This window comes from Rhodococcus triatomae, from assembly GCF_014217785.1.
Classification (GTDB): Bacteria; Actinomycetota; Actinomycetes; order Mycobacteriales; family Mycobacteriaceae; genus Rhodococcus_F; species Rhodococcus_F triatomae.
On record NZ_CP048814.1, the window covers coordinates 4,433,735 to 4,450,575 of the forward strand.

The window sequence follows — 16,841 nt, forward strand, 5'->3', positions numbered from 1 at the left end:
GGGTCAGGCCTTCGGGCCGGCTTCGCGCAATTGTTCCGCCGTGGCGTCCAGCAACTCGTTCCAGGACACCTCGAACTTGTCGACGCCTTCGTCCTCGAGTACCTGGAACACGTCGGGCAGGTCGATACCGACGGCGGCGAGCTGGTCGAAGATCTCCTGCGACGCCGCTGCGGTACCGGAGACCGTGTCGCCGCGGACGTCGCCGTGGTCGGCCACCGCCTCGAGCGTCTTCTCCGGCATCGTGTTCACGGTGTGCGGGGCCACCAGCTCGGTGACGTAGAGCGTGTCCGGGTAGTCGGGGTTCTTGACCCCGGTGGACGCCCAGAGCGGGCGCTGCACGTGTGCGCCCTGTTCGGCCAGGGTCTGGAACCACGGCTGGATCTCGAAGACCTGCTCGTAGGCTGCGTAGGCGAGCCGGGCGTTGGCGAGAGCGGCCTTGCCGCGCAGCGCCAGCGCCTCGGGTGTGCCGATCGCCTCGAGACGCTTGTCGATCTCGGTGTCCACCCGGGAGACGAAGAACGAGGCCACCGAGTGGACCGAAGACAGCTCGTGGCCCGCGGCCTTCGCCGCCGACAGCCCGTCGAGGTACGCCGACATCACCATCTCGTAGCGCTCGACGGAGAAGATCAGCGTCACGTTCACGCTGATGCCCTCGCCGAGGACCTTCGCGATCGCCGGGACGCCCTTCTCGGTGGCCGGGATCTTGATGAACAGGTTCGGCCGGTCGACGATCTTCCACAGCTCGATCGCCTGCGCGACGGTCTTGTCCGCGTCGTGTGCGAGCCGTGGGTCGACCTCGATCGACACCCGGCCGTCGAGACCGCCGGTCGCCTCGAACGTCGGAGCGAGCACGTCGCACGCTCGGCGAACGTCGTCCGTGGTGATGGTGCGGATCGCGGAATCGACGTCGGCGCCGCGCGCCGCGAGCTCGCGGACCTGCTCGTCGTACGCGTGGCCCTTGCTCAGAGCCGCCTGGAAGATGGACGGATTCGTGGTGACTCCGACGATGCTGCGTATCGCGACGAGATCGGCGAGATTGCCGGACTCGATGCGTTCACGGGACAGGTCGTCGAGCCAGACCGAGACGCCGGCCTCGGAAAGACGTGCCAGGTAGGGGTTCTGGGTCATCTGCTCATCCCTTCACTCGAGCGAGCGAGCGCTTCGCCGCGGCGGTCACGGCCTCGGGCGTGAAGCCGAACTCGCGGAACAGGGTGGTGAAGTCGGCCGAGGCGCCGAAGTGCTCGATCGAGACGATCTCGCCGTCGGAGCCGACGAATCGGTACCACGGCATCGCGATTCCGGCCTCGACGACGACACGGGCCTTCACGGTGGGGGGAAGCACCCCGTCACGGTAGGCCTGATCCTGCTCGTCGAACCACTCGACACACGGCATCGAGACGACGCGGGTAGGCACCCCGTCTGCTTCCAAGGTTTCCCGGGCGGCGACGGCCAGCTGCAACTCCGAACCGGTGCCGACGAGTACCACCTCGGGGACGCCGGTGGACGCCTCGGCGAGGACGTAGCCGCCCCGCGAGACACCCTCGTAGCTCGTGCCTTCCAGGACCGGGACGTTCTGGCGGGTGAGTGCGATCCCGGCGGGTCCGCGGGTGGAGTCGTGGGTGGACCGCTCGAGCACCGCGCGCCAGGCGTGAATCGTCTCGTTCGCGTCTCCCGGACGTACCACGGACAGGCCGGGAATCGCCCGCAGCGCCGCGAGGTGCTCGATCGGCTGGTGGGTGGGCCCGTCCTCGCCGAGGCCGATCGAGTCGTGCGTCCAGACGTAGGTGACCGCGGTCTTCATCAGGGCGGCCAGCCGGACGGCCGGACGCATGTAGTCACTGAAGACCAGGAAGGTGCCGCCGTACGGAAGGGTCGGCCCGTGCAGGGCGATGCCGTTGAGAATCGAGCCCATCGCATGCTCGCGAACACCGAAGTGCAGTGTCCGCCCGTAGGGCTCGGCCTTCCACGTCGAGGTGGAGATGGATTCGGGACCGAAGGACGGGAAGCCGGAGATGGTCGTGTTGTTCGACTCGGCCAGGTCTGCGGAACCGCCCCAGAGTTCGGGAAGCTCCTCGCCGACGGCGTTGAGGAACGAGGACGATGCCTTGCGCGTGGCCACGCCCTTCGCGTCCGGCTCCCATGTCGGGAGGGAGTCGGCCCAGCCCGCAGGGAGGTCGTGGGCGAGGAGCCGGTCGAGCAGCGCCTTGCCCTCGGGCACTCGCTCAGCCCACGCGTCGAAGCCCTTCTGCCAGTCGGCCTTCGCCGCGACACCGCGATCGAGTGCGGCGCGGGTGTGGGCGATGACCGCGTCGTCCACCTCGAACGACTTGTCCGGATCGAAACCGAGTGCGCGCTTGACCGCCGCGACCTCGTCGGCGCCGAGGGCGGCGCCGTGCGCCGCGCCGGTGTTCATCTTGTTCGGTGCCGGGTAGCCGATGATGGTGCGCAGCAGGACCAGGGACGGGCGGCCGGTCTCGGCCCTGGCCGCACGCAACGCATCCTCGATCGCGACGACGTCCTCGCCGCCTTCGACGACCTGTACGTGCCAGCCGTACGACTCGTAGCGTGCCGCCGTGTCCTCGGTGAGGGCGATGGTGGTGTCGTCCTCGATGGAGATCTTGTTGTCGTCGTAGATCACGGTGAGGTTGCCCAGTTGCTGGACACCCGCGAGCGACGAGGCCTCGGAGGTGACGCCCTCCTCGATGTCGCCGTCGGAGGCGATGACGTAGACGTGGTGGTCGAAGGGGCTCTCGCCGGGCGCGGTGTCCGGATCGAACAGCCCACGCTCGCGTCGCGCCGCCATCGCCATGCCCACTGCGGAGGCCAGGCCCTGGCCGAGCGGGCCGGTCGTGATCTCGACGCCGCGAGTGTGCCCGTGCTCGGGGTGGCCCGGCGTCTTCGAGCCCCACGTGCGCAGCGACTCCAGATCCCCGAGTTCGAGGCCGTAGCCGGCGAGGTACAGCTGGATGTAGAGCGTCAGGCTCGAGTGACCACAGGAGAGGACGAAGCGGTCCCGGCCGATCCAGTCGGCGTCGGCCGGATCGTGCCGCATGACGCGCTGGAAGAGGGTGTAGGCGAGGGGAGCGAGGCTCATCGCGGTTCCCGGGTGGCCGTTGCCCACCTTCTGCACCGCGTCCGCGGCGAGGACACGGACGGTGTCCACCGCTCGCGTGTCGAGGTCCGTCCAGTCCGCGGGGTGAACCGGTTGCGTGAGGTCGCGAATCTCGTCTGTGGTCGACACGAGCTGAAGTCTCCTGACATGGGTGAACACGGAGCGCAGCGCAGCGAGTTCACGGGTGGCACCGACGATGCCGGGTGAGGTGAACTCATGACGCCGAGCGGACTGCTGTCACATCTGCCACCTCAGCCTAGTGCCCGGCCGGTTGCGGGTCGATCCGGTCCGGTGCCCGGCCGATCACGGGCCGATTCGGTTCGCCCGAACCCGGCGTCTACCATCGTCTGTAGTAGTGGACGGCTGACGACGGCGTGGAAGTAAACGGTGCGAGGAGACAACGTGCGGGCAGGGCAACGGCCGAGCGGACACGGCTTCGGCAGCCCGGGGATCCCGGCAACCGCGCCGCGGTCGGACACGCTCCTCGGACGCGCCACCGGCAAGGTCCTCGCCTATGTCGCGCTGACCAAGCCCCGGGTCATCGAGCTTCTGCTCGTCGCGACCATCCCCGCCATGCTGCTCGCCGACCGCGGGGCGGTCGACATCGTGCTGATCCTCTCCACCCTGTTCGGTGGCTGGATGGGTGCCGCGAGTGCGAACTCGCTGAACTGCGTCGTGGATGCCGACATCGACAAGGTGATGAAGCGCACCGAGCGCCGTCCCCTCGCCCGCGAGGCCGTTCCCACCTCGCACGCACTGGTCTTCGGTCTGGTGCTGGGCGTCGCGTCGTTCGCCTGGCTGTGGTGGCGTGCCAACCTGCTCGCCGGCATCCTGGTCGTCCTGACCATCGCCTTCTACGTTCTCGTCTACACGATGGTTCTCAAGCGTCGTACCTGGCAGAACGTGGTGTGGGGTGGCGCCGCCGGATGCATGCCGGTACTCGTCGGCTGGGCCGCCGTCACCGGATCCCTCTCGTGGGAGCCGTTCGTCCTGTTCCTGGTGATCTTCTTCTGGACGCCGCCGCACACCTGGGCGCTGGCGATGCGGTACAAGGAGGATTACAAGGCCGCGGGTGTGCCGATGCTGCCGGTCATCGCCACCGAACAGCACGTGACGAAGCAGATCCTGCTCTACAGCTGGGCGATGGTGATCACGACGCTCGTCCTGGTCCCGGCGGCGGGCCTGATCTACGCGGGGGTCACGATCGCGGCCGGCCTGTGGTTCCTGATCATGGCGACGCAGCTGTACCGGAGTGTGCGCGGCGGTGCGGTGGTGAAGCCGCTGCGGCTGTTCCTGCAGTCCAACAACTACCTCGCGGTCGTCTTCGTCGGTCTGGCGCTCGATTCGGTGCTCGGCCTGCAGACGGTGTGGAGCATGTTCACGGGCTGACCCGTCGGTCAGGGCCGGTCGCGGGCCGACCCTGCGGTCAGGGCAGCAGCACGATCGAGCCGGTCGTCGTGCGTCCTTCCAGATCCCGATGTGCTCGCGCAGCCTCCTCCAGTGGATAGTGCGCGCCGACCCGGAGTGTCAGGGTGCCGTCGACGAGGCCGGAGAACACGTCGCCCGCACGCCATTCGAGCTCACGGCGATCACGTAGATATGCCCCCATCGACGGCCGGGTGAGATAGACCGAGCCCGCCGTGTTGAGCCGCTGCGGGTCCACCGGCGGCACCGGCCCGCTCGCCGCACCGAACAGTGCCAGCGTGCCCCGGATCCGCACGGAGCCGAGGCTGGCGTCGAACGTGTCCGCGCCCACCCCGTCGTACACCGCGGCCACACCTGCACCCTCGGTGAGGGCGCGCACGCGCTCGGCGAGGTCGGGGCCGTACCGCAGCACGTCGGTCGCGCCGGCCTCGCGGGACAGTGCCTCCTTCTCGTCGGTGGAGACAGTGGTGATCACCCGCGCCCCGAGAGCGACGGCCATCTGGGTCAGCAGCAGGCCCACCCCGCCCGCGCCCGCATGAACGAGCACGGTGTCGCCCGAGGCCACCGGGTAGGTCGAGTGGGCGAGATAGTGTGCGGTCATGCCCTGGAGCAGAGCCGAGGCGGCCTGATCGGACGGGACCCCGTCCGGCACCGGGATCGCCACCGCCGCTGGCACCAGGACCTGCTCGGCGTAGCTGCCCGGCGCCGTGGCCCACGCAACCCGATCGCCGGGGCCGAACCCGGTCACCTCGGCGCCGACGGCCCGCACCACGCCCGACCCCTCGCTGCCGGGTACGTAGGGAAGCTCCTGCGAGTACACACCGGTCCGGAAGTAGGTGTCGATGTAGTTCACGCCGATCGCGTCGACCTCGACCAACAGGTCTGTGGGGCCCGGTTCGGGGTCGGGGAGTTCGGTGGGAACGAGGACGTCGGGACCGCCGGTGGCCGTCACTTCGATTGCGCGCATGGTGCTTTTGTAACACCGGCGGTGCCGATCGTGGCGGTGGCAGGGCGGGGCGGCGAGGGTGCCGCGGTGCTCGAGTATTCTCTTCACCATGAGCACCGACACCGCGAAGCCCGCTGCCGCTCCCGTCTCCGCTCCCAAGGACGTGGTCGCGGACATCGAGAAGTTCCTCGCCGCCCACGGTGGCTCCGGCAGTGCCGTCGTCCAGCCCGTGGGGGAGGGCCGGGTGCGCATCACCCTGGTCGGCGAGGACGGCATCCTGGGCGACCAGGTGGTTCCCGATCTGGTCACCGCGAACGCGGTCGTCGAGGCCGTCTCGGGGCTCACGGAGGCAGCCGGATGGGATCGTGAACTCACCAGCAAGGTGACGCCGCGCCCAGGCCATTTCGCGCAGATGGCCGGGTGGGTGGCCCGGCAGACGCGGTTCCCGAAGGCACGCAACGAACGCTGACGCACGAGTCCGGCACGAACGCACGGTGCCCTCTCCCCAGGGCCGGGGAGAGGGCACCGTGCGTCGGTGGTCAGGCCGGTACGGGCTCCTGATCGGCGACCCGTACGCGGGTGCGACCCGCGGCCCACAGGGCCGAGGTGGCCGCCGTGCAGACACCGGCGCCGAGGACGTGCAACGCCACCAGGGCGGCGGGCACGTCCGTGAAGTACTGGACCACTCCGACGAGTCCCTGGGCCACCACCACGGCGATGACCACCTGCAGGCGGAGTTTGACGGCGGCGCTCGTTCCCACGGCGGCGAGTCCGAACGCGAGGCCCACCAACAGCGCCAGATAGGCGACCAGGGTCTGGGCGTGCAGGTGGACGAGGGTGGTGATGTCGATCTCGAGCCGGGGCACGACGCGTTCGGGGCTCTTGTCGCCGGCGTGCGGGCCCGCGCCGGTCACCATGGTGCCCGCGACCAGGGTGGCCGCCAGGGCGATACCGGACAGGGCGGTGAGCGCGCGCAACGGGCGTGGCACGACCTGGGTGGGGACACCGTCGTCGGGTTCGCCGACCTTCGCGAAGAGGACGGTGGCGAGCCAGACCATCAGCATGGACACCAACAGGTGCACCGCGACGGTCCACCAGAGCAGGCCGGTGAGCACCGTGATCCCGCCGATGACGGCCTGCAGGACGGTACCGCCGGGCATCAACCACGCGTAGACGAGAACTTCCCGACGGCGGCGCGCCCTGGTGACGGCGAGGACGATGGCCGCCGCGGCCAGGACCACGACGAAGGTGAGCAGCCGGTTGCCGAACTCCACGGCCTGGTGCAGCCCGGCGACCTCCTCGTGCGGCACCGGGGTGAAGCTGCCCGGGAAGCACTGCGGCCAGGTCGGGCAGCCGAGCCCGGACGCGGTGACCCGCACCACTGCTCCGGTCACCGCGATCCCACCCTGGGTGAGGATGACGACGAACGCGAGGATCCGCTGTGTCCTCAGGGACGGCAGCGGTAGACGGTCGACGAGGCTCAGAAACCCGCGATACAGCACGGAGTCGATGGTAGAGCCCCGCGTACTACAGCCCGTCGTTGGGTGCTGGAGGAGACGCCGGGATCACGCCGAGGGTGTCGTCGGTGGTGATCGAGAAGTCGCCGACCACCACTCCGAGGAAGTCGAACTCGCGGTGGATCAGCGTGACAGTGCGGCGCTGGGACTCGGTGAAGACCGCCTCGTCGAGAGCGGCGTCGGAGAGGTTCGCATACGACAGGTCGGAGCCGGTGAAGTTCGCCCCGCGCACGTCGGCGCCGGACAGGTCGGCCCACCGGAGATCCGTGTGGGCGAGATCCGCACCGCGCAGGTCGGCGCCCGCGCACCGGGTGTGCTCGTCGGGTGTCGGTGCGGCGACCACGGCGCAGGAGCCTACCCACCGGGCGGGAACCTCCGTGGCTCCGGTGGCTGCGGCCACGCCGCTGCCCATCGCTGCGGCGACGAGTACTGCCGCGACGGCGGCCACCGTGGGCGCCACCGCCGACCCGCAACGTCCGGACGCCCGACTCCCGAGCTTCAATATCCCGACCTTCAACGACACAGTCCCTCCCGTCGATCGCCCGGGAGGGACTGTATTCGAGATGGGTACGCCGCGGTGCGGTTTCGCTGCCGCGGCGGGAGATTCAGGAGAGGAACTCGGCGGCGATCTTCTTCGCCCACTCCTCGGCCTGGTCCTTGACCTTGATCGGACCGGAGTCGTCGTGCCGGGCATGTTCGCCGACCTGCACGGCACCGAGCGAGATCAGCTTCTCCGCCATGATCTCGCCGCCGCGGTTGAACGTCTCGTAGACGCTGTCGCCCATCCCGAACAGGGCGAAGCGCACGCCGTCGAGATCGGGCTCGTCCTCGTCGAGGGCATCGAAGAACGGTGCGGCGCCGGTGGGGAGCTCGCCGTCGCCGTAGGTGGAGCAGACGACGATGTGGAAGTCGTCGGCGTCGAGATCGCCGGGATCGAACTCCATCATGTCGTACAGCGAGACGTCCTGGCCCGACAGCACGTCCGCCAGATGTTCCGCGACCGACTCGGCGTTACCGGCTTCGCTGCCGTAGAGGATCACCACTGCCATCGTTGTCGAGCTCCTTCGAAATGTGTGAGAGTGCGGGCGAGGTCAGGGACGCACCCGGTCGGGTGCGTACACGGGGTGGGAGTCAGTAGACGTCGCGCACGTAGCGTTTGGCGGCGCGCAGCGCGGCGACGTACTCGCGGGCTTGTTCGGTGTCGCGCGCGCCGTGGGTGGCGACGAGTTCGTGCAGCGCACGGTCGACGTCCACGGCCATGGCGAGCGCGTCTCCGCACACGTAGACGTGCGCGCCTTCCTCGAGCCACGCGAACACCTGTGCGCCGTGCTCGAGCATGCGGTGCCAGACGTAGTCCTTCTCGGCCCGGTCACGGGAGAACGCGACGTCGAGACGGGTGAGCAGTCCCCGGTCCCGGAATGCGCAGAGTTCGTCGCCGTACAGGAAGTCGCTGCCGCGGTGACGGTCGCCGAAGAAGAGCCAGTTCGCCCCGCGGGCACCCCGCGCGGCGCGTTCGTGCAGGAAGGCACGGAAGGGCGCGACGCCGGTGCCCGGACCGATCATGATCACGGGCGTGTCGTCCTCGGGGAGCCGGAACGACCGGTTCTTCACCGGGAATACGCCACCGGCACCCGTCGGCCCGATCCGGTCCGCGAGATAGGTCGAGCACGTCCCGTGGCGATCGCGGGTACCGGTACGGTGCCGGACGCTGGTGACCGTGAGATGGACGTACGACCCGTGGACGGCGGGTGCCGAGGAGATCGAGTAGGTGCGGTGCCGGAGCGGCTCGAGGACGCCGACGAACTCGTCCGGTGACACCGCACCGGGTACGAGGTCGAGGACGTCCATGACATCCAGGACGTCCCGGCCTCGCGCCCAGCGGTCGCGGGCCGTGCGATCGCCCGCGAGCACGGCCAGATCGGAGTCGCCGGTGCGGTGCGCGGCGAACTCGAGGAGATCCCGTCCCGGCGTGCGGAGTTCGAGGGAGTGGCTCAGCAGGTCGCTGAGCGGGCGCTCGTGCCCGGCGACGGCATGGTCCGGGTGCACACCCAGGCGGGTGACGATCTCGTCGACGAGTGCCGGGTCGTTGACGGGTTGTACGCCGAGGCCGTCGCCGGGCTCGTAGCTGATGCCGCTGTCCGCGAGGTCGAACTCGTAGTGCCGGACCTCCTTCGTCGACTGCGGGCCGGACAGCACCCGGTTGCCCACGAGGGTGGCGCGGTAGGGGTTCTTTCGATTCCACGGCGACCGAGTCCGGGCACCGGCGGTGCCGCGCTGCCCGGCCCGGGCGGGTCTGGTGGCGGCTTCGGGGGTTTCGGGGGATACGACGCGGTCCGGCGTACGGGTCGCAGCGGGGGTGTTCACTCGCGATGCTCCCTCGGTCGGTGATCGGTCCGGTCGCGGTTCGACGACCAGCGTGCATGTCGATACACGCGCAGGCACAGTAATCCGTCCCGACTTCGCGGTGCAACACGCTCGTTCCGCGCCGGGGGGTACAGCTCAGGTGAAGCGGAACAGTCGCTGGGCGAGGAAGCCGGTGACTGCCGCCCACACGGCGAGAACGATCAGGCTGAACCCGTCGATCGTTCCTGCGAGCGCCGATTCGAGCCCGTGCGCGAGCGCGCCGGACGGGACGAGCCGGGCCGCCGCGGTCCATCCTTCCGAGACGTCGCCGCGGACGAACAGGATGCTGCCCACCGCGATCATGACGAACCAGAGGATGTTCGCGAGGGCGAGGACGATGTCCGCCCGCAGGGTGCCGCCGAGCAACAGACCCATCGCGGCGAAGGTGACCGTGCCGAGCGCGATGACGATCGCGCCCAGACCGAGACCGAGCAGATCGGGTCGCCAGCCCAGGGCGAATCCGATCGCCCCGAGCAGTACCGACTGGAGCGTCACGACGATGACGACCGCCGCGCTCTTCCCGGCGATGATGCCCCACCGTGGCAAGGGTGTGGCACCGAGTCGTTTCAGGGCGCCGTAGCGGCGGTCGAATCCGACGGCGATGGCCTGGCCGGTGAAGGCGGTGGACATCACCGCGACCATCATCACGGCGGGCAACACGGTGTCGACTCGCACGTCCCCCAGATCGCCGATGGGAAGCTTGCTCAACCCGACGAGGAGGGTGATCGGGATGAACATCGTGAGCAGCAGTTGCTCGCCGTTGCGCAGGAGCAGCTTCAGCTCGAGCCAGGTCTGGGCTCTCAGCATCGTCGAGGGGGCGCTGGGCCGCGGATCCGGCGCGAACGTACCCGGCGCGAACCGGTTGTCGTGCAGGCGATCTCCCGCCGTGGTGCTCATCCCCGCAACTCCTTACCCGTCAGCTCGAGGAACACGTCCTCGAGGCTGCGCTGGTCCACCCGGATCTCGTTGACCAGGACGTCCTGCTCGGCGCACCATGCGGCGACGGACGCGACCACGGACGGGGTCACGACGCCCTCCACCAGGTACGCACCCGGTGTCGCCTCGCGTGCGGAAAATCCTTCCGGCAGCGTGCGGACCAGGGCGTCGACGCCGAGCCCGGCCGGTGCGGACACTCGCAGCTGTCCCTCGGAACCGCGGCGGGTGACCTCGGACGGTGTCCCGGAGGCGACGATCTCGCCCTTGTCGATGATGACGAGCTGGTCGGCCAGTTCCTCGGCCTCGTCCATGAGATGGGTGGTGAGCAGGACGCTCACGCCGTCCCGGCGCAGCGCGTCGATCAGCTCCCACACCAGGAGCCGCGCCTGGGCGTCGAGACCCGCCGTGGGCTCGTCGAGGAAGACCAGTTCCGGGCGGCCGACGAGTGCGCACGCGAGCGCCAGGCGCTGTTGCTGACCGCCGGAGAGGCGCCGATAGGGAGTGTTGCGGGCGTTCGCGAGTCCGAGGCTGTCGAGCAGCCACGCGGAGTCCAGCGGGTCGGCGCAGTAGGAGGCGACCAGATCGAGCATCTCGCCGGCCTTGGAGCCGGGATACGCGCCGCCTCCCTGCAGCATGACGCCGATGCGCGGACGCAGGGCGGCGCTGTCGGCGATCGGGTCGAGGCCGAGAACGCGTACGGTCCCGGCGTCGGGACGGAGGAAGCCCTCGCACATCTCGACGGTGGTGGTCTTGCCTGCTCCGTTGGGCCCGAGGAGGGCGAGGACCTGTGCTCGCTCGACGGTCAGGTCGAGCCCGCCGACAGCGCGCACACCGTCGAACGACTTGACGACACCGTCGAGGCGGACAGCGGGGGATGCGTTGCCGGTCCGGGGGGTGGTCACGGCGAATCAGCGTAGGCGGCGGGCCGTTCGGGACCGTCGGCCCCCCCGTCGGCGTGTGGCGTGGGATTCACCCGCCACGGCAGCCGGTGGCGGGTGAGGACGATGAGGGTTCCGGCAGTGAACACCGTGGCGACCGCGGCCTGCACGATGACGAAGGGGGGATACTCGCCACCGTTGGGCATGAGGATCACGCTCACCACCGCGGAGAACGCGACCGCCGGTACCCGGAACGCCGGCGCCGTGGCCCAGGCCGCGAGCGGAATGACCGCCCACAGCAGGTACCAGGGCTGGACCACGGGAAACAGCAGCACGATCGCGCCCAGCGAGACACCGAGGGCGCCGACCGCGTGGATTCGCCCGGTGAGGACCGCGAGCAGCATCCGGACCGTGATGAAGGCCGCGACCAGGGAGGCTATCGGCCGGGTCAGGCCCAGGACCGCGGTGGTGTGATCGCCGAGCCCCAGCAATACCCCCGCCAGGCCCGTACCGAGGCCGAGAAGCGTCGGAATCGACATCCAGCTGCGCACGGCGTTGGCCGTGCCGAGGGTGTGGATCCAGCCCATGCCGAGCCCGCTGGCGACGCTCACCCCGACGAGCACGACCGCGGACACGGCGCCCAGGGCGAGGGCGGCGAGGGCGACCGCCTTCCAGGTCGCACCCCAGCGGCGGGCGAGCGCCATCCCGACGAAACCGAGGGCGAGCAGCGAGGGGATCTTGATGGTCGCGGAGAGCGCGACCAGGGCGGCCCCGGACGTGAGGAGGAACAGTTGGGTGCCTCGGATCGGCGCCGAGGATTCGACGGCCCGCAGCGCGAGCTCCACGCCGGCCAGCATGAGGCCGATCATGAGGGCCTCGTTGTGGATTCCGGCGACGAGGTGGAACAGGAGCAACGGGTTGGCGGCGCCGAGCCACAGCGCCGCGACCGGCGCCACCCCGCACCGGCGGGCGAGCCGCGGCAGGGCCCAGACGATCATCGCGACCCCGGCCAGTGCGAGTACCCGGTGCAGGAGGATCCCGGCGAGAATGTTCTCGCCGGTCAACGCCGTGATTCCCTCGCCCATCCAGAGGAAGAAGGGGCCGTACGGGGCCGGGGTGTCGCGCCAGATCGTCGGCACCGTGCGGGTGAGTACGTGATCGACGCCGAGAGCGCTGGCCGGGCCGATGGCGTAGGGGTCGAGACCCCGGGCCGCGATCTCGCTCTGTGCCAGATAGGAATAGACGTCCTTGCTGAACATCGGCGGTGCGACGGACAGCGGGATGATCCAGAGCAGCAGCGTGCGGTCCAGCTGGGAGCGGGACAGCCGTCGCCGGACCGGGCCCGTGTGCAGGCTGCCGATCGCATAGCGGCCGAGGAGCAGCCATGCGAGGACCACCATCACGGTGCCCGTCATGGTCAGGGTCAGGGCGACACTGGGGATCCGTGCGGGCAGCCCCAGCAGGCGTTCCCCCTGGACCGGATTCTGCAGGACGGGCTGTGCCCCGGCCCCGAGTGCACCGACCGCCATGAGGATCGCGCCGGTCGCCCCGAACCGGCGGATGCCTCGGAGCGCGGCGATCTCCCGGTCGTTCAGCCCGGGGGAGTCGGCTTCGTCGCCGTGCAGGACCTCGGCGACCGTGTGCCTGGGGGGCCGGCCGTCGACGCCGAGTGCCCGCTTGCCCCACTCGACTCCGGTCGCGGCCCAGCGCGTGGCGATGCGCGAGACGTTCCCCGTTGCGGTGCGCGGCTTCCGCTCGGCGGCGGCCCGCGGCACAGGCGGGGTCGATTCGGCGGACGGCTTCGGCACACCAGGAAGGGTAGCGGTGGTGCGGGCGCCGGCCGCCGGGGCAGTCCGGCGTGGCCGCGATCGCGGCGGCTCGGGTCTCCCGGTGCCGCCTCTTCCTGCGGATATTCCCAGTTGTAAGCGAGGTAACCCTTAGTAGACCTGCGGTTCTAATTCCGTCACACTGGTGTTGTGAAAACGGGAGCAGAGCGCACGGACGGCAGGGAAGACGCGGTGTACGCGTCTTCGGGTGCCGTCGTGACCGGGGGATCTCCGGTGGCTCATCCCGTCGCCCACGAAGGCCGGACCAGGCGAGCCGTGGTTCAGCTCCTGCTCGAGGAAGGCCCCGTCACCGCGACCGAGATCGGTCGTCGACTGGGTCTGAGCGCCGCGGGTGTGCGACGTCACATCGATGCCCTCATCGAATCGGGAGAGGCGCAGGAAGCGCCCTCGGCGACCGTGCGGCGCCGCGGACGCGGTCGGCCGGCGAAACGGTTCCAGATCACCGCGCAGGGGCGCGGCAAGCTCGGCCACGCGTACGACGACCTCGCGGGTGCGGCCCTGCGCCAGCTGCGCGAGGTCGGTGGCGAGGCGGCGATCACCGAGTTCGCCCGGCGTCGCGTGCAGGCGATCCTGGTCAGTGTCGGCCGCGCAGCGGACCGTGATGTCGGCCGCGCAGCGGACCGTGATGTCGGCCGCGCAGCGGACCGTGATGCGGTGCGAGCAGCGGACAGCTCGGCGGTGACGGTGTCGCGTGAGGACGTCGAGTCCACGGCCGAGGACATCGCCGAGGCGTTCACCTCCGCGGGCTTCGCCGCGTCGACGCGTCCGGTGGGCAACGGTGTGCAGATCTGCCAGCATCACTGCCCCGTCTCGCACGTCGCCGAGGAGTTCCCGGAGCTGTGCGAGGCCGAGCGCGAGGCGTTCACCGAGTTGCTCGGCACCCACGTACAGCAGCTTGCCACCATCGCGAACGGCGACTGCGCCTGCACCACCCACGTCCCCCTCGTTCCGCTCGCAGCACCGGGTCGTCCGGAGCCGCCCGGATGATCCACCGTTCGACAGACGTTATTCCCGTCGGCGCACAGCCCATCGCCGACTACGCAACAAGACTCCGGAAGGAGCTCGCATGACCGTCACGTCAGATCAGGCGACACCCGGTACCCCGTCGGCCGCCGCCGAGGTACCTGCGCCCGCAGCACCGTTGACTCAGGAAGAGACCATCGCGTCCCTCGGTCACTACGACTACGGCTGGTCCGATTCGGATGTCGCAGGAGCCGGCGCGCAGCGTGGTCTGTCCGAGGCGGTCGTCCGCGACATCTCGCAGAAGAAGAGCGAGCCCGAGTGGATGCTCGACGTCCGCCTGCGTGCGTTGAAGACCTTCGACAAGAAGCCCATGCCGAACTGGGGCAGCAACCTCGAGGGCATCCACTTCGACAACATCAAGTACTTCGTGCGTTCCTCCGAGAAGCAGGCCGAGAGCTGGGAGGACCTGCCGGAGGACATCAAGAACACCTACGACAAGCTGGGCATCCCGGAGGCGGAGAAGCAGCGGCTGGTCGCGGGTGTCGCGGCGCAGTACGAGTCGGAGGTCGTCTACCACTCGATCCGTGAGGACCTCGAGAAGCAGGGCGTGATCTTCCTCGACACCGACACCGGTCTCAAGGAGCACCCGGAGCTGTTCCAGGAGTACTTCGGCACCGTCATTCCGGCCGGTGACAACAAGTTCTCCGCGCTGAACACCGCGGTGTGGTCGGGCGGGTCGTTCATCTACGTCCCGCCGGGCGTGCACGTCGACATCCCGCTGCAGGCCTATTTCCGGATCAACACCGAGAACATGGGCCAGTTCGAGCGGACGCTGATCATCGTCGACGAGGACGCGTCGGTGCACTACGTCGAGGGCTGCACGGCACCGATCTACAAGTCGGATTCGCTGCACTCGGCCGTCGTCGAGATCATCGTCAAGAAGGGCGGCCACTGCCGCTACACGACGATCCAGAACTGGTCGAACAACGTCTACAACCTGGTCACCAAGCGCAGCAAGGTCGACGCAGGCGGTTCGATGGAGTGGATCGACGGCAACATCGGCTCCAAGGTGACGATGAAGTACCCGGCCGTGTGGATGACCGGTGAGTACGCCCGCGGCGAGGTGCTGTCGGTCGCGTTCGCCGGCGAGGGCCAGCACCAGGACACCGGTGCGAAGATGCTCCATCTCGCGCCCCACACGTCGTCGACCATCGTGAGCAAGTCGGTCGCCCGCGGCGGCGGCCGTGCGTCCTACCGTGGCCTGGTCCAGGTCAACAAGGGCGCGCACGGCTCGAAGTCGACGGTCAAGTGCGACGCGCTGCTGGTCGACCAGATCAGCCGCTCGGACACCTACCCGTACGTCGACATCCGTGAGGACGACGTGACGATGGGTCACGAGGCCACCGTGTCGAAGGTCAGTGACGACCAGCTGTTCTACCTGATGAGCCGCGGACTCACCGAGGACGAGGCGATGGCCACCGTGGTGCGTGGCTTCGTCGAGCCCATCGCCAAGGAACTGCCGATGGAGTACGCACTCGAGCTGAACCGACTGATCGAACTGCAGATGGAAGGGGCCGTGGGCTAAGTGAGCACCCCGGTAACAGGAGTGGTGGGAGCCGTCACCGGCGAGAACCCGCAGGCAGCGGTCCCCGCGGCGAACAAGGGCGAGGCGTTCACCTCGTTCGACGTCGACGCGTTCGAGATCCCCGGTGGTCGTGACGAGGTGTGGCGGTTCACTCCGCTACGCCGCCTGCGCGGCCTGCACAACGGGACTGCCGTCGCCGACGGTTCCGCGACGGTCACCGTCGACGGACCCGACACCGTGACGGTCGAGACCGTGGGCCGCGACGACGAGCGGCTCGGTCGCGGTGGTGTCCCGGCGGACCGCATCGCGGCGCAGGCGTACTCGGGTTTCGAGACCGCCACCGTCGTGTCGGTGGGCACCGAGGTCGAGGTCGCGGACACGGTGAACGTGGTGATCGACGGGCCGGGTGTGGACAAGGTCGCCTACGGGCACCTCCAGATCCGCCTCGCACCGTTCGCGAAGGCCACCGTCGTCCTCGACCATCGCGGCAGCGGCACCTACGCCGACAACGTCGAGTTCGTCGTCGGCGACAGCGCACATCTCACGGTCGTCGCGGTGCAGGACTGGGCCGACGACGCCGTTCACGTCACCGCGCACCATGCCCGGCTCGGGCGGGACGCGGTGCTGCGGCACAACGCGGTGAGCCTGGGTGGCGACCTGGTGCGACTGACCGGAACGGTCCGGTACGACGGACCGGGCGGCGACGCCGAGTTGCTCGGCCTGTACTTCGCCGACGACGGCCAGCATCTCGAGCACCGGCTGCTGGTCGACCATTCGCAGCCGCACTGCAAGTCGAATGTCGTCTACAAGGGCGCGCTGCAGGGCGACCCGCATTCCTCTCGACCCGACGCCCACACGGTGTGGATCGGTGACGTCCTGATCCGCGCGGAGGCGGAGGGCACCGACACCTTCGAGCTCAACCGCAACCTGGTGCTCACCGACGGTGCGCGCGCCGATTCGGTGCCCAACCTCGAGATCGAGACCGGGGAGATCGTGGGCGCCGGGCACGCCAGCGCGACCGGACGTTTCGACGACGAGCAGCTGTTCTACCTGCGAGCCAGGGGCATTCCCGAGGACCAGGCGCGCCGGCTGGTCGTGCGGGGCTTCTTCCACGAGATCATCGCGAAGATTGCCGTTCCCGAGGTGCGCGAGCGTCTCGAGGCCGCCGTCGAGGCCGAACTCGCCGCCGTGGGCGTGTGAGCAGAGCCGTCCGTATCGCCGAATACTTC

Annotated in this window: 15 protein-coding genes; 5 read left to right on the plus strand and 10 right to left on the minus strand. The window is 69.4% G+C overall.

Features of this window, described 5'->3' with window-relative positions; translation table 11 throughout:
- Positions 1-3: 3 nt before the first annotated feature.
- A complete protein-coding gene (gene tal / locus G4H71_RS21075) occupies positions 4-1,128 on the minus strand; it encodes a transaldolase (protein ID WP_072738195.1) in 1,125 nt (374 codons plus the stop codon).
- Positions 1,129-1,132: 4 nt separating this feature from the next.
- Complete coding sequence (tkt, locus tag G4H71_RS21080) at positions 1,133-3,241, minus strand: transketolase (RefSeq protein WP_072738273.1); 2,109 nt, start codon at positions 3,239-3,241, stop codon at positions 1,133-1,135.
- Between the two features lie 273 nt (positions 3,242-3,514).
- Between tkt and G4H71_RS21085 the strand changes: the two genes are divergently transcribed.
- Entirely contained in the window at positions 3,515-4,501 is a 987-nt protein-coding gene (locus G4H71_RS21085) for a heme o synthase (protein ID WP_072738274.1), read from the plus strand.
- 37 nt (positions 4,502-4,538) lie between these two features.
- On the opposite strand, the gene G4H71_RS21090 is transcribed toward G4H71_RS21085, so the two are convergent.
- Entirely contained in the window at positions 4,539-5,504 is a 966-nt protein-coding gene (locus tag G4H71_RS21090; protein WP_072738196.1) for a quinone oxidoreductase family protein, read from the minus strand.
- Between the two features lie 88 nt (positions 5,505-5,592).
- Between G4H71_RS21090 and G4H71_RS21095 the strand changes: the two genes are divergently transcribed.
- The gene (locus G4H71_RS21095; RefSeq protein ID WP_072738197.1) at positions 5,593-5,952 is read left to right on the plus strand and encodes a hypothetical protein; all 360 of its coding nucleotides are present in this window, start codon (positions 5,593-5,595) and stop codon (positions 5,950-5,952) included.
- 70 nt (positions 5,953-6,022) lie between these two features.
- Here G4H71_RS21095 and G4H71_RS21100 read toward each other — a convergent pair whose 3' ends face one another.
- From G4H71_RS21100 to mptB, 7 genes are all read right to left on the minus strand, one after another.
- Complete coding sequence (locus G4H71_RS21100) at positions 6,023-6,985, minus strand: COX15/CtaA family protein (RefSeq protein ID WP_072738198.1); 963 nt, start codon at positions 6,983-6,985, stop codon at positions 6,023-6,025.
- A 25-nt stretch (positions 6,986-7,010) separates the two neighbouring features.
- On the minus strand, positions 7,011-7,502 hold the full coding sequence (locus G4H71_RS21105; RefSeq protein WP_217631324.1) for a pentapeptide repeat-containing protein: 492 nt from the start codon (positions 7,500-7,502) through the stop codon (positions 7,011-7,013).
- Between the two features lie 103 nt (positions 7,503-7,605).
- Entirely contained in the window at positions 7,606-8,049 is a 444-nt protein-coding gene (locus G4H71_RS21110) for a flavodoxin domain-containing protein (protein WP_072738200.1), read from the minus strand.
- An 82-nt stretch (positions 8,050-8,131) separates the two neighbouring features.
- A complete protein-coding gene (locus G4H71_RS21115) occupies positions 8,132-9,364 on the minus strand; it encodes a diflavin oxidoreductase (RefSeq protein WP_246442720.1) in 1,233 nt (410 codons plus the stop codon).
- Positions 9,365-9,499: 135 nt separating this feature from the next.
- On the minus strand, positions 9,500-10,300 hold the full coding sequence (locus G4H71_RS21120; RefSeq protein ID WP_072738201.1) for an ABC transporter permease: 801 nt from the start codon (positions 10,298-10,300) through the stop codon (positions 9,500-9,502).
- Positions 10,297-11,241: an ABC transporter ATP-binding protein gene (locus tag G4H71_RS21125; protein ID WP_072738202.1), complete on the minus strand. Its 945-nt coding sequence runs from the start codon at positions 11,239-11,241 to the stop codon at positions 10,297-10,299. The genes G4H71_RS21120 and G4H71_RS21125 overlap by 4 nt, the downstream gene beginning before the upstream one ends.
- On the minus strand, positions 11,238-12,935 hold the full coding sequence (mptB, locus tag G4H71_RS21130) for a polyprenol phosphomannose-dependent alpha 1,6 mannosyltransferase MptB (protein ID WP_072738276.1): 1,698 nt from the start codon (positions 12,933-12,935) through the stop codon (positions 11,238-11,240). The genes G4H71_RS21125 and mptB overlap by 4 nt, the downstream gene beginning before the upstream one ends.
- Positions 12,936-13,193: 258 nt before the next feature.
- Between mptB and G4H71_RS21135 the strand changes: the two genes are divergently transcribed.
- The 3 genes from G4H71_RS21135 to sufD all read left to right on the plus strand — a co-directional run bounded on the left by G4H71_RS21135 (position 13,194) and on the right by sufD (position 16,812).
- A complete protein-coding gene (locus G4H71_RS21135) occupies positions 13,194-14,051 on the plus strand; it encodes a helix-turn-helix transcriptional regulator (protein WP_072738203.1) in 858 nt (285 codons plus the stop codon).
- Between the two features lie 79 nt (positions 14,052-14,130).
- The gene (gene sufB, locus G4H71_RS21140; protein WP_072738204.1) at positions 14,131-15,612 is read left to right on the plus strand and encodes a Fe-S cluster assembly protein SufB; all 1,482 of its coding nucleotides are present in this window, start codon (positions 14,131-14,133) and stop codon (positions 15,610-15,612) included.
- Positions 15,613-16,812, plus strand: a complete 1,200-nt coding sequence (gene sufD, locus G4H71_RS21145; RefSeq protein WP_072738205.1) for a Fe-S cluster assembly protein SufD — start codon at positions 15,613-15,615, stop codon at positions 16,810-16,812.
- The last annotated feature ends 29 nt before the right edge of the window (positions 16,813-16,841 follow it).